The 13,880-nt window shown below is 45.1% G+C and carries 11 protein-coding genes and 1 pseudogene; 5 read left to right on the forward strand and 7 right to left on the reverse strand.

Annotation, left to right across the window (positions count from 1 at the left end; all coding sequences use genetic code 11):
• A partial coding sequence (locus VK080_RS11495; protein WP_324224904.1) for a DUF6359 domain-containing protein occupies window positions 1–2,394 on the reverse strand: 2,394 nt, incomplete at its 3' end.
• 489 nt (window positions 2,395–2,883) lie between these two features.
• On the opposite strand from VK080_RS11495, the gene VK080_RS11500 reads away from it, so the two are divergent.
• Entirely contained in the window at window positions 2,884–3,354 is a 471-nt protein-coding gene (locus tag VK080_RS11500; RefSeq protein WP_324224905.1) for a DinB family protein, read from the forward strand.
• A gap of 150 nt (window positions 3,355–3,504) precedes the next feature.
• On the opposite strand, the gene cbpA is transcribed toward VK080_RS11500, so the two are convergent.
• Window positions 3,505–4,131, reverse strand: a complete 627-nt coding sequence (gene cbpA, locus VK080_RS11505; RefSeq protein WP_324224906.1) for a cyclic di-AMP binding protein CbpA — start codon at window positions 4,129–4,131, stop codon at window positions 3,505–3,507.
• A gap of 801 nt (window positions 4,132–4,932) precedes the next feature.
• Here cbpA and VK080_RS11510 point away from each other — a divergent pair.
• Window positions 4,933–5,715: an ABC transporter ATP-binding protein gene (locus tag VK080_RS11510; RefSeq protein ID WP_324224907.1), complete on the forward strand. Its 783-nt coding sequence runs from the start codon at window positions 4,933–4,935 to the stop codon at window positions 5,713–5,715.
• Window positions 5,716–5,899: 184 nt separating this feature from the next.
• Here VK080_RS11510 and VK080_RS11515 read toward each other — a convergent pair whose 3' ends face one another.
• Together VK080_RS11515 and VK080_RS11520 are read right to left on the reverse strand one after the other, a co-directional pair.
• A complete protein-coding gene (locus tag VK080_RS11515; protein WP_324224908.1) occupies window positions 5,900–6,826 on the reverse strand; it encodes an LCP family protein in 927 nt (308 codons plus the stop codon).
• Window positions 6,827–6,984: 158 nt separating this feature from the next.
• Window positions 6,985–7,179 (reverse strand): hypothetical protein, encoded by a 195-nt coding sequence (locus VK080_RS11520; RefSeq protein ID WP_324224909.1) that lies wholly within the window; start codon window positions 7,177–7,179, stop codon window positions 6,985–6,987.
• Window positions 7,180–7,294: 115 nt separating this feature from the next.
• Here VK080_RS11520 and VK080_RS11525 point away from each other — a divergent pair, with 115 nt between their 5' ends.
• Window positions 7,295–8,836 carry a multicopper oxidase gene (locus VK080_RS11525; protein WP_324224910.1) on the forward strand — a complete coding sequence of 514 codons (1,542 nt, stop codon included), beginning with the start codon at window positions 7,295–7,297 and terminating at the stop codon, window positions 8,834–8,836.
• A 168-nt stretch (window positions 8,837–9,004) separates the two neighbouring features.
• On the opposite strand, the gene VK080_RS11530 is transcribed toward VK080_RS11525, so the two are convergent.
• Window positions 9,005–9,958, reverse strand: a complete 954-nt coding sequence (locus tag VK080_RS11530; protein WP_324224911.1) for a hydroxyacid dehydrogenase — start codon at window positions 9,956–9,958, stop codon at window positions 9,005–9,007.
• 440 nt (window positions 9,959–10,398) lie between these two features.
• Between VK080_RS11530 and VK080_RS11535 the strand changes: the two genes are divergently transcribed.
• Window positions 10,399–10,953 carry an NADPH-dependent FMN reductase gene (locus tag VK080_RS11535; RefSeq protein WP_324224912.1) on the forward strand — a complete coding sequence of 185 codons (555 nt, stop codon included), beginning with the start codon at window positions 10,399–10,401 and terminating at the stop codon, window positions 10,951–10,953.
• A 67-nt stretch (window positions 10,954–11,020) separates the two neighbouring features.
• Here the strand turns inward: VK080_RS11535 and VK080_RS11540 are convergent, their stop codons facing one another.
• Window positions 11,021–11,938, reverse strand: coding sequence for a glycine betaine ABC transporter substrate-binding protein (locus VK080_RS11540; RefSeq protein ID WP_324224913.1), 918 nt, complete (start codon window positions 11,936–11,938; stop codon window positions 11,021–11,023).
• A gap of 477 nt (window positions 11,939–12,415) precedes the next feature.
• Here VK080_RS11540 and VK080_RS11545 point away from each other — a divergent pair, with 477 nt between their 5' ends.
• On the forward strand, window positions 12,416–13,525 hold the full coding sequence (locus VK080_RS11545; protein ID WP_324224914.1) for a glycerol dehydrogenase: 1,110 nt from the start codon (window positions 12,416–12,418) through the stop codon (window positions 13,523–13,525).
• 114 nt (window positions 13,526–13,639) lie between these two features.
• Here the strand turns inward: VK080_RS11545 and VK080_RS11550 are convergent.
• Window positions 13,640–13,880: pseudogene (locus VK080_RS11550) on the reverse strand (acetamidase); the annotation flags it as partial.

A 13,880-nucleotide genomic window follows, 5' to 3' on the forward strand; every position in this document is an offset into this window, starting at 1 on the left:
GTAAAGGAAGCCGACCCGTATGTTGCCGTGCGGTGCGCCGCCATCCTGATTGTACTCGGGATCAATATTGGCATATTCGTAATCCGGGCCGCCTTGCTCACTGATTTCCTCAATCAGCCGTTCATAGCTTTCCGAAGCGTCCGCATCCTCAGGACCTTCAGCCTGCCCGTTATTATCCATGACTTCAACAATTCCCACAATATCCGGGCTGTTCATGTCACTGACAAACGCGCGGGCAATATTTTGCGCTTTTTGTTCAGATGTTTCACTTTCATTTGCCGAAAAATTTTCCACGTTATAAGTGGCAACCGTCAGCTTGTCCCCATTTTTCTCGATGGTTGTCTGCTCCGGCTGGGTATCACCCGCCTCAAAAACCGATTCAACTTCATTCAGATCAGCATATACTTTATAATTTCCATAACCGTAATTGACCACGCCATCGACGGGCTCGGTGAACTTGTCCCCTGTTTTGACCGCAAAGTCCCTGGCCTCACCGTTAGGATGCAATTTATATTGAATCGTTTGGGCATTCGGTCCCTGTTCCGTTAAACGAATACCGCCATTAGCCGTTGTATTGGCAGGCGTAAATTCGTTTGTCGCCACGACAAGATCACCATGCTCCTGTGGTGCCACTGCTCTCGATGATGCAACTTCCACCCGCATGCCTTCTATACTTTCCCAATAATCGATCGCATAGTCAGCTGGTTCGAAACTGTCAAAACCTTCGTCACCAGTAATGTCTTCCGGAATATCGCTTGACCTTAACTTAACAGGTGACGGCAAATCAACACCGCTTTCTTTCACGTCAACAGCGCCGCCTTGGTCATCACGCGCATTGATTTCGGTAACCGGCAAATCAGTCTCTGCCCTATCGTCATACCCATCAATATGATATTCATCAACTTCTCCAGTTACACTGACGAGATCACCCACTTCAACATCATCCGTATTCCCTGTGTAGACAACGATGCCCTCAGATGTCTTGTCATTTCCGTCGTAATCATCTTCCGGCGTCTGCATATGAAAATAATGTGAACCTCTTAGTTCATATTCGTATGTCACAACACCTTCAACATCCTGAACGACGTTGCCATTTAGCGGTGATTCGTGACCTTCTCCCTGAATGTCGTGGATCATGACACCGTCTTCAGGATCATAGACTGAATAGCTGAATTCTGTAATCTCGCTTGATTCCAATCCATCTTTTTCAGCAATGGCCTTAATTGTTGTGTCTTCCTCAACTGTGATGGGACCGCTGTAAAGCCGACCATTTTCCGATGGATCACTGCCATCTGTGGTATAAAAAATATCGGCATCATCTGTCGCTGTTTCCAGTGTCACATCTGAGCCTGCCGGAATAGTCCCTGCCTTAGGACTTGCTGTAACGGGCTGAACAGCGGATGCATCACGCACAATATCCGACTGACTGCGCGGGATAAGCTGCTGGTCCGAATCAAATTGCGTCACAATGCCGGTAATGCTGTCATATGTGACACCAGTCTCTAAAGTCAGTCCGCCCGTCTCATCACGCACTACAAACGTATGACCGGCTTCATCTTCGGCTGTATAGTTGGCCCAATTGCCGCCATCTCCCACATCCGTAAGCGTCACATTATCGACAACAGCCAGTTTTGATTCATGGCTATCAAGTTCACCACCCGTGATCGAGGTAGGATCCGGAATACTTGCGTCTGCTGTTTTATCCTCGACAGTCACGCCACTCAACTGCAGTAATCCCCGGTAATCTTGCAAACTACCGGTCACTGTAATTTCATCGCCCAATTGTACATCAAGTGATGTCGGACGTAAGGCAATCGCAGCAGTATTATCCTGAATTTGAATCGTATTTTTTAATTTAGCCGTCACAACACCTTTCGTTTTTGCCTTGCCTGTTTCCTGTTCCCTTACGTCCGCAATAGACTGTAATTCGAGCGGTTCCTCCGGGTTTTCAGCTGTAAACCTCACATCACTCGGGCTCTTCAGGCCGTTATGATTGTGGTATTCCTCCATACTGCCGGTGACCACAATTTCCTCATCCAAATTATCCGGATTTGACTTCAAACCGAATTCCGCCCGATAACTGTCAGTCAGCTGAACAAACAACATATTTTCAGGATTGGTTTCGCCGGCTTCATCCGCCAGTGCAACATTATAATCTTCCCGAAAATCAGTTCGTGACACATTACCAGGGCTGAGCACATACCCGACAATATATCCCTTAACTGTCTGCTCACTGCCGTCATTGTTTTTTTCAATCGCATCCCCGACAGTTATTGGCCCGTCCGCTGCAGCTGCATTTACAGCCATAGGACCGGCTGCGGGTGTCATCATACTTACGATCAGTGCAAAGATCATCATGATACTGACATATTTTGTTCTGATCCGCTTTTGCATCCCCATCTCCCCTTTTTGAATTTTATACCTGAATCCATGGACCCGCTGAAATTGTCTAATAGTCTAATAGATACAAAGTAAATCATTTCTCCTGTATGCTATTGACAGCATGGGCCGGACAAATGCACCATTTCTCTCCTAACGTCCCTGCATAACACTCCTCTCTCCTTTTAAATATTATGACTTTCTATTCATTTGGTTATAATATAGATAGTTTTACAAAATTTTACTAGATGTAAAAAGTACTAATTTTTGTGAAACTATACTTTTACTGAGTTTAAAGTCTCGTCACAATAATATGAAAAAGATATTTTAGACAACATGCGGGACATTAAAACAGCGAAGCGGGGGCTGCTTACTGACCCATAGGTGGTGGGACACAGTGGCTTGCTTCTGTTCCCCTATCCGGGCAAATATATAGGCAACCCGCCGCAAAAGACGTTATACTAAGCACATGGCACATGTCCAATAATACAAAGGAGGATTCAAATGAGCAGCGGAATGGAAGGCGCCGTGAATGGGTGGCTGCAGCATCGATTGGTGCTGGATGATTTACTGGTGCTGGTTGATGATAAATATGTAGATTACAGACCGTGGGATGGAGCCATGTCACTTGGGGAACTCGTCGTACATATCGTTACTTCAACACATATGTTTGTTAAAGGGATCAAAAAAGGTGAATTTGATGCGCCTGCAACGGAAAATAATTATAAAACAATAAACGATCTCCGGACAATTGTTCAGCGTTACACTGAGCAAACCAAGGAAGAGATTTCGACCATTTTTACTTATCAGATGAAAGGCTATATTCTATTCAACAAAGTGCGCGCACCTGGTACATATTGGTTCTCCAATGCTATCGACCATGAAATTCACCACAAAGGACAGCTGTTCACATACGTCCGCATGACCGGTGTAAAAAACGTACCAAATTTCATCCGACAGCCGGACGAGATTTGAGAGAAACAGCTCTGGGATGGGTAGGTCTGTCCTCCAACAAAAAGAGCGTGAGGTTTTTTATTGCCTCACGCTCTTATAAACTAGGACATTAACTCCCCCGTTGATCCAATCATCGGAACATTAACGCCGCCCTGTTGTCCCGTTCTGACATTATCCCAATTTCTCGATATCGGTAACGGTAAATGTGTCTTTTTCCAAATCTTTCACGACTTTTTGCATGGTTTTCTCGTCCACGTCGTCCGGCAACACTATGCAGACGCGGCGTACAAATTGTGAGTCATTATTCAGGGAAATAACGCTTTGCAAATTGCAGTACCGGTTGATAACCTTGAGCATTTTCCTTAAAGCACCGGAATACTCAATCGTGCCAATCGTGAGGGAATAACTGCCATTGTGCACGCCCCATGCATTCTCCAGCACTTGAATGATATTCCCATTGGTTAAGATACCCAGAAAATGCTTCTCATCATCAACAACACCTAAAAAAGGCAGCTCCTTAATCGAAGAGAACACTTTGACAAACGGATCCCCCTTATTTACATAGCCTTCACGATCAGTCACCAGTTCACTGACAGGACCATCCAGTGTCGATTCTATCTCTTGCTCCATCAGATGGACTTTATAAATATTCCCGACATATTTCTCGCCGGATTCATCCAGCACCGGAATACAGCGATAACCAGAATCAACTATCGTGTTCAATGCATCCTGCTGATTATCATGTTCTTTTACATAAACAACATCCCGCTTATCAACGTACTCTTCATTAATAATCATATTAGGCCGCCTCCCAACGATTGGACAGCAAGAAACGCCCTACATCCAATGAGCATATATCCCTGCTTATCCTATACAAGTTTCTTCCATTTTGCTATAGAAACTGAATTATTTCAATACCAATCCCCACGCACATTTTCCCGCGCAGCTCATTACAGATGCCGGGCTGACTATGTCTTATTTATACTGATATTTCTATTCCCGTTCCTGTCACCTATTAATCATAGTTATTTCTAACATTCCCCCCGTGGGTGGTGATTTTGTTTAAGTTGGTGATCCTGTCGATTGAATTGGTATTGGCCTCACGAGTTGGCGGTTGCTCGAGTTTGTGCCGCTCTCACACGAGTTGGCGCTGTTCTCGCATGGTTTGGATCGCGTGTCGCACGTTTCGATGCCGATCTCGCACGGTTTGAGGTGTGTCTCGCACGTTTCGATGCCGATCTCGCACGATTTGAGGCGCGTCTCGCATGGTTTGAGGTGTGTCTCGAACGTTTCAATGCTGCGGTTGACATTTTGAGGTATGTTAACCTCATCTTCCTCTCTTTACAAAACCCCTGTCGCAAGCTATGATAAATTCAATTCATAATTATCAGAAGCATAAAATATTGGGTACAAGGAAATCGATCAAGAGCAGGCGCCTTGTTCCGCGGGACATAGAGTGGATGCCCTGTCCCGCGACTCATTGAGACGAAGAGGGAGGCCCACCTTCCCGGCTTGAGTCAGCAGAACACCTCAAAGAAGCAGCAGCCCGGATTGGGAGACTGGGCTTTTTTAACTGAATGATTTAGGGGGGAGATTTGATTGACAAACGTCATCGACCTTCAGGATGTTTCCTGGAAAAGACAACAGAAACATATTTTATCCGATATCAATTGGCATGTCGAAAAAGGTGAGCACTGGGCTGTTTTGGGATTGAACGGTTCCGGCAAAACCTCTTTGTTAAATATCGTGACCGGCTATTCCTGGCCGACAACCGGCCATGTACGTGTGTTGGACAAGCCGTTTGGAAAAATCGATATCCGTGAACTCCGTAAATCCATTGGCTGGGTCAGCTCATCGCTCGAGGCACGGCTAAATGAATCTGAACGGGCTGAAGACATTGTCGTCAGTGGAAAATATGCCTCCATCGGTCTTGCTTACGAGCAGCCAGCCGAAGCGGATTTTGACAAAGCATTCCAAATCATCGAGCAGATGCGCTGCAGCCATTTGATCGGACGGACATACCGAACGTGTTCACAAGGTGAAAAGCAAAAACTGCTCATCGCGAGGGGACTGATGGCATCACCTGATTTATTGCTATTGGATGAATCCACAAGCGGACTGGATTTCATTTCACGTGAGGAATTGCTGTCCGCCATTCAGCAGCTGATCAAACAAGATAATGCACCGACAATTATTTTTGTCACCCATCATATCGAGGAAGTGCTGCCCGAATTTTCCCATACATTAATGCTCAAGGATGGAACTGTTTTTGAAAAGGGTCCGAGCAGCGACGTCCTGACTACCGATAACCTGTCACGTTTTTTTGATATGCCAGTAAATATCGAATGGCATCATCAGCGTCCGTGGTTGTCAATAAGATAGAGACACCGGAATCCGAAGTTCGGTGAGTGCCTGTTCATCGTAAAAGGTTTATGCAGGATGCTAAAATAGTGAAAGAATCAATAGTCACTCAATTAAAAACACCGCAAACATAACGCCGGAAGAATTTAAAAGAAGATACTTTATAAAATAGAAAAAGGACAGGCATCGGCCCGCCCTCTCAGTATCATGATTCCTTGCTTATCATCCCATGCACTTTTGCCACTTCTTCATCAGGCACCATCAGGTAGTAGATGCCGTCAATATTCGTCCCGTTGCCTTTCATCTGGTAACTGGCAATGTTTTTCCGGGTATTCCGGTAGCCATTGAAGAGTTTTTTCATATCGTCAAAGTCCATGCTGGTGGCCATATTATTGCCGAGGACATCGATGTAGTCATTGATTTTTGCAACAGACCCGACGGATGCACCTTGCTCGATGATACCCTGAATGACTTTCCGCTGACGGTCAGTACGACCAAAGTCACCATTTGGATCCTGTTTGCGCATTCGGACATAGGCCATTGTCTTATCCCCGTCCATCTCGACAGGACCAACGTTAAAATCATACTTCCCATCATTCCAGGCTATTTCGTTATCCACTGTAATCGTGCCAAGCTCATCCACAAGCTCCTTAAGTCCCTGCATATTCAAACGGACATAATAATCCAGTTCGATATCGAGAAAATTTTCAACTGTCGCAACAGCCATATCACTGCCGCCAAATGCATAGGCGTGGTTAATTTTATCCTCAAAACCCTTACCGACGATAGTCGTTCGTGTATCACGTGGAATACTGACAAGTTGCATCGAATCATCTTTTGGATCCAGTGACATCACCATCAGCGCATCCGACCGGCCACTGTCGTTTTCACGCTCGTCCACACCCATTAAAAGTACATTCAACGGTTCAGAAGCTTCCACTTTTTTCTTTGTGACATCACGGTCAATCGAATCAATTGGTTCATGCATCTTTTCATTTACCGTATCCTTGGCATTGCCATAAATAGAGTAAGCATAAAGCCCGACTCCTGCAATCAGCACAAAGATGACGGGCAATACTATTTTCAGCCATCTTCTTTTTGGCTTTTGCCGTGCTGCTCTTGTTTCTTTCACTTTCTCGTCCTCCGATAAAAATTTCTGTTGGTATTTTTTGAACATCATTCTTTTTGCCTATATGTATCATGTCATATTATCTCATATTACCACTGGTTTTGTCAGCATGATTTGAAAATATTGTTAATCTTTTATTTACAGGGAATGCAAAATGTTCGTCATGGACACCAAATCAGCCAGCACTCTGCTGCATGTTTTTTACACTGCATTTGCCGCCGTTCAGCGCACGTACCGTCGACTTCCTGTACAATCAACATGGATGTCCGGGATAGTCCCTGCAATAAACATCTGAATAACCCGGCCGTTTCTTTGTCAGGTCTTTTATTCAATCCATTCGCACAATAGACCAACATAAATTGGCTGCTCCTGACTTTCAATGATGGGATATACATTTTTGCCATTTACCTATAGCAATTTTCCCTTTTGTGCATCTACTGTTATAAACGCACATTTAAGGGGTTGAACAAATTGAACAAAAAACTGCGTAAATTTGTGGATGCCTTACCGATACCGGAAACATTGCAGCCATTACGAAAAGATAAAAATGAAGCCTATTATGAGGTTCAAATGACTGAATTCCGCCAAAAGATGCACCGTGACTTAAGACCGACAAGACTTTGGGGTTACAACGGGCAATTTCCCGGACCTGTCATTGATGTCAATCGTGGCGAATCGACTCGTGTTAAATGGGAAAACAAACTGCCGGACAAACATTTCCTGCCGATTGACAAATCGTTTCATGACCTGGATGAACTCCCGGAAGTTCGCACTGTTACACATTTGCATGGAAGCGAAACAAAACCGGAAAGTGACGGGTACCCTGAAGCATGGTATACGAGAAATTTCAGGGAAACAGGGCCGGCATTTCAAACTGAAATCTATCATTATCCCAATCAGCAACGGGGCGCCATATTATGGTACCATGACCATGCAATGGGCATAACACGACTGAACGTCTATGCCGGACTTGCAGGAATGTATATTATACGGGATGAACTGGAAAGGAAAATGAACCTTCCTTCAGACGAATATGAAATCCCGCTTGTCATCATGGACAGATCATTCCGTGATAATGGCGAACTGCTTTATCCCAGCCAGCCGGATGATCCCCAGGAAAACTGGCCAAACCCGTCCATCAGACCATTTTTAAATGGCGAAACAAACGTCGTTAATGGCAAAATATGGCCGTATTTGCAAGTAGAACCGCGCAAATACCGTTTCCGTATCCTGAATGCTGCCAACACACGTGATTATCAGCTTTATTTGGATTCCGGACAGCCATTTTATCAAATCGGATCTGACGGCGGTTTAATGCGGAAGACAGTCAAGCTTGACACATTAGCCATGCAAGCCGCCGAACGATTTGATGTGATCATTGATTTTTCCAAACATCAAGGAGAAACGATCACATTGAAAAATGACCTGGGACCAGATGCCGATCCTGAAGATGAAACAGATGACGTCATGCAATTTAAAGTCGATCAGCCTTTATCGTCGGAGGATAGGAGCAGGATCCCCCGGAATTTAACGCGGGTTCCTTCACTGACTCAAAACAAGATTCAGCGCATCCGGAACCTGAAACTTATCGGCTCAACGGATACCCTCGGCCGTCCATTATTACTGCTTAATAACAATAAGTGGCTGGACCCTGTAACAGAAACACCCGAGCTGGGGTCAACCGAAGTCTGGTCATTCATCAATGTAACTGACTTCACACACCCAATGCATATTCATCTCATTCAATTCCAAGTACTCGATCGCCGACCATTCGATTTGGATCGCTATAACGCAGACGGAAACATTATGTTCACAGGTCCCGCAGAACCGCCTGAGCAAAACGAAAAAAGCTGGAAAGATACCGTTGCAGCACCGGCAGGACAAATCACACGCGTCATCGCTAAATTCGGTCCATTCAGCGGTGATTATGTATGGCACTGCCACATACTCGAGCATGAAGATTATGACATGATGCGGCCAATGAGGGTCGTTAAAACAGATAAACGGGAATAAAGAATATTTGCCCGGTGATGCCTCACGTGGCCGGGCTCTGCACCGACTTAAATTCTCTTTTAAATGCGCGCTGCAGGAGACCGGATCTCTTTTCCTGCTTTATCACGAAAAAATCCATCTGCCTCGAAACAAGGAGATGGATTTAATTTTTGCTGACGGTTTCAGTGATCACACCGCGGCACAAATAGACTTTCCACCGTTCAATACCCTGTCAACTTCCTGGGCAATCAGCATGGCGGTCCGGGACTGCGCTTCATCGGTCAAGCCGGCAATGTGGGGTGACAACCTGATGGATTCAACCTGCGCAAGCTGTGATCCTTTCTCAACCGGTTCTTTTTCAAGCACATCAAGGTATGCGCCAGCAATCTTTTCCGACTGCACCGCATCAACCAAATCCTGTTCATGCACAATACCGCCCCTGGCCGAATTAATGATGTAAGCGTGGGGTTTCATCAATGGAAAGTTATCCTTGTTAATCATGTGCTTTGTCCCCTTGGTCAGCGGCACATGCACCGAGACAAAATCCGATTCGCTGAGCAGTTCATCAAGTGTCTCAGTCGGATGCACCCCGGTTTCCTGCACAACATGATCAAAAGGCGCAACAAACGGATCGTAGCCCATGACCTTCATACCAAAGGCGCGTGCACGTTTGGCAACACGGTGCGCAATTTCGCCCATGCCAACTAGTCCGAGTGTCCGCTTATTGAGTTCGTATCCTGTGAAAAACTTGCGATCCCAGTTTCCGCGCCGCACATCCGCATCAGCATCCGACAGCGGACGAGAAGCGTCGAGCATAGCCGCCATCACGTACTCAGCAACCGAGGTCGCATTCGCATTTTTAGCTGCGATGACGGGCAGATTCCGCTCCTTAGCCGCTTCGAGATCAATATTATCCAGTCCGACACCGAGACGGCCGATAACTTTTGCTTTTTTAGCCGCATCCAGAAACTCAGTGTCAACCTGCGTCTCATTCCTGACAATCAACGCATCATACTCAGGCACCAACTGCAGCAGTTCATCACGCTTTCGGCTCAATTCCATATCATAATCGACTGTATAGCCTTTTTTCCTGAGCTCTTCAATGCCATCATCCCACATCAGCTCTGTCACGAGAATCTTCATAAGCCTTCACTCCCTATGTTTTAAGTTCAACAGTCTACGTATCTAGTTCTGATTTTTCCATAATATAAACAGTTTTACAACTATTTTATTAAGCGAAATATGAAGAGAAAAACATCAGGGCAGGTGCTAGATAGACCTTTCATGACATGCTATCGTTCCCACACTGTTTTCCGGTAAAGCAAATAAGCCATAGCCACGCCACCCATTATAATTACTGCACGCAGCACAGCATCACAGTCAAGGCTGAGTGCCAGCCACATTCCCAGTCCGTAAAAAACCGAAAGCTGTGAAAAATACACAACAAATAAGATAACGTACACCCGATAGGATCATTTTTTTTAATTTTCACCGATTATATGATAATCTGATTTTCAGACAACAATTTATTAATGTCTCGGAAGACGCGAGATTAAAATTTATAGCAAGGTGAGGTTGGATAAATGCGAATTGCAGGCATCTCAGGCAGTATACGTGATGATTCGTACAACAGTATGCTGCTGAAACACATTAAAGAACATTACAGCAATTATTTCGATCTGGAGATTATTAAAATTGATAAGTTGCCGCTCTTTAACCAGGCGGAAGAATTGGATCCTCCCGAGGTCGTCAAAACGTTTAAAAATCAGATCGCAGAATATGACGGTGTGCTCATTTCAACACCTGAGTACAACTGGTCTGTTCCAGGTGTGCTCAAGAACAGCTTGGACTGGCTGTCACGCGGAGAAAGGCCGATGATCGGCAAACCGGTTATGGTCGTTGGCGCCTCCATCAGTCTCATGGGAACAATCCGGGCACAAATGGATCTGCGCCGCATATTGAGTGCTCCAGGAATATCCGCCAATGTGCTGCCGCCTGCACAAAGCGAAGTGCTGATTACACAAGCACATGAAAAATTTGATGAAAATGGCAAACTGACTGACAAGGCGACGTTGGAAGTTGTAGAACGCGCGGTGAAAAATTTCAATGAGATGCTTAAAGTGGGACAAAGGGTCTGACCCTCTGTCCCACCAAAACAAAAATGGAACAGGGGTTCATAATCATCCCTGTTCCATCCATTTTTTACTATTCTCTTGGTATGCCTTCGAGCCATTTATCAACTTGATCTGGGTTATTGTCAATATACTCCTGCACAACTTCAGCAGGGTCCTGATCTTCCGCATGAACTTTCGGCATCATTTCGTTAATCATCTCATAACTTTCATCATATTGCTCGAGCACTTTATAAGCTCTCGGGGCATCTTCTTCCAAACCTTTGCGTGCTACCGTATAAATCTGGTCACCGGCCCCACCATAAATTTCCTGTGGATCCTCAAGCATTTTCAAATCCATTGTCCCGAAAATCCAATGCGGTTTCCAAAGTGGCACAATAATCGGCTCTTCATCCTCAACCGCTGACTGCAGTGTTGTGAGCATTGCCGCTTCTGAGCTCGATGTCAGTTCCCAATTGTCGAGACCATACGCCTCAAATGCCTCTTCAGTATTTTGCATGATCCCGGCGCCTGGGTCAATTCCGGTAACAGTCCAGTCGACTGATTCACCGAGTTCCTCATTATCTTTCAAATCCTCAATTGAATTCACATCCTCCATGTAACTCGGGACACCCAGGGCTAATGGTGCCTCATCAAGGACTTGCTTGACTTTCACAATATCTTCACTGTATTGTTCCCAGTACGGCGCATGTGTCGCTGGAAGCCATGCGGATGTATGGAAGTCAGCTGATCCATCCGCAACACTTGACCACATCGCCCCTGCCTCTACTTGTTTCAATTCCACATCGTAGCCGACCATCTCAAGCAATGCACCAAGCATATGTGTACTAACTGTTTCTCTTGCCCATGCCACATATGGCTGCGTTAACTCTTGCTGACCTATTTCAGGTCCTTCACTTGTTTCCCCAGAACCCTCGTCATTCGAGGAATCAGTGTTCCCCTCTTCATCACTTCCGCCTCCACATGCTGCCAGCAGCATGATAAGAAGCAAAGCAAAAGCCACCAGACCAAATTTAAATTGACGTCTAAAAATAATAAAACCCCCTTAAATATTTACTTTCCTATTGAACCTTCCACGTTTGTAAAAGGTCTATAAAGAATAGATCCATACCAATAAACGACCAAGTAACCTAGTATTTCAGCCTGCCCCTCCAGCAAATTCAAAAACTGTCTTCAATGATATCAAATAAGCTTTCACCACCCTAAATGAGTATGATGGAGATATGGCGTGTATATTAAATCATCATCACGATTAATTAAATTATAATCAGATATTGCATCATTTCTCTTGATTATCGGCAGATTTGCCATTATTAGAATGTTGACCCAACTATTTTGGCAATAAAAGGTGAAATAGCTGCAAAATAATGGAAAGGCAACAAAGAGGCAGCCCCTTTGTTCCAATTTGTGTTATTTTCCCCTAACTTGGAAAATACTAATGGGAAAACTAAAAAAGGAGTGTTGCATCATGAGTGAACGTATTTTCATCAGCCCTTCCAAATATGTTCAGGGAAAAAATGCCATTCAAAATATCGGACAATACGTTAATGATCTTGGTGAACAGACTGTCGTTATAGCGGATGAAACGGTTTGGGAGATTGCCGGGAACGATGTGGTTAACCAACTGAAAAAGGAAAACCTTAAAGCAGAAGAAGTTGTTTTTAACGGGGAAGCTTCCAAAACAGAAATGAAGCGGATAACCGACATTGCCAATAAAGCGAATGCTACCGTTGTAATCGGTGTCGGCGGTGGTAAAACGCTCGATACCGCAAAAGCTGTTTCCGATGAAGTGAACGGCTATACAGTTATTGTGCCAACGACCGCCTCAACAGACGCGCCAACAAGTGCGCTATCCGTCGTTTATTCGGATGACGGGGTTTTTGAAGGCTATCGTTTCTATAATAAAAACCCGGACCTCGTCATCATCGATACAAAAATTATTGCAGGCGCGCCACCGCGTTTTCTGGCTTCAGGGATTGCCGATGCATTGGCGACATGGGTTGAAGCCCGCAGCGTCATCGAAGCGGGAGGTGATACGATGGCAGGTGGCAGCACAACGATTGCTGGACAAGCGATTGCTAAAAAGTGTGAAGAAACGCTTTTCAAATACGCCAATCTGGCCTATGAATCCGTGCGAGCCAAATCCGTAACACCAGCACTGGAATCGGTTGTGGAAGCCAACACCCTGCTCAGTGGTTTAGGCTTTGAAAGCGGTGGTCTTGGAGCAGCACACGCCATCCACAATGGCTTCACCGCTTTACACGGCGACATTCACGATATGACACATGGCGAAAAAGTCGCATTCGGCACACTTGTCCAACTCGCTCTCGAAAAACACGATTTGAAAGAGATTGAGCGATACATCGAATTGTATACAAGCCTTGGTCTGCCAGTTACACTGGAAGATATTCACTTAAAAGAAGCATCAAAAGAAGATATCATGATGGTCGCTGAAGCAGCAACAACTGAAGGAGAGACTATCCACCAAGCCTTCAATGTCACAGCGGACGATGTTGCCGATGCCATCTATGCGGCTGATCAATATGCTAAGGCCTATAAGGAAAAACACAATAAATAAAGCGAAACTTTAATCAGTAGGATTTTTTACCACTGATTATTATTTGAACAGAATCGGACATTTACTGGTGGGACAAAGGGTCAGACCCCTCGTCCCATAACACTATGTCCCATATTATTTTCTTGTAACCAAATCAAGCAGATTGTTATCTTCCAAGTACTGCTCCGGAGCTAGAAAAGTGACAGTTACAACACCTGGGTTCCGTCCTATTTCAATTGCACCATTGATTGTTGCACGGTTCATCACTTCTGGAACAGTGATGCCGAATAATTTAGCAGCCCGCTCCATGCCATTCGTTGTGGCATCATTTAACGTGGCACCGCTTCCTACAAACGAAATGGGGTACGATTCTTCG

This window comes from Lentibacillus sp. (genome assembly GCF_035301925.1).
Lineage (GTDB): Bacteria > Bacillota > Bacilli > Bacillales > Amphibacillaceae > Lentibacillus.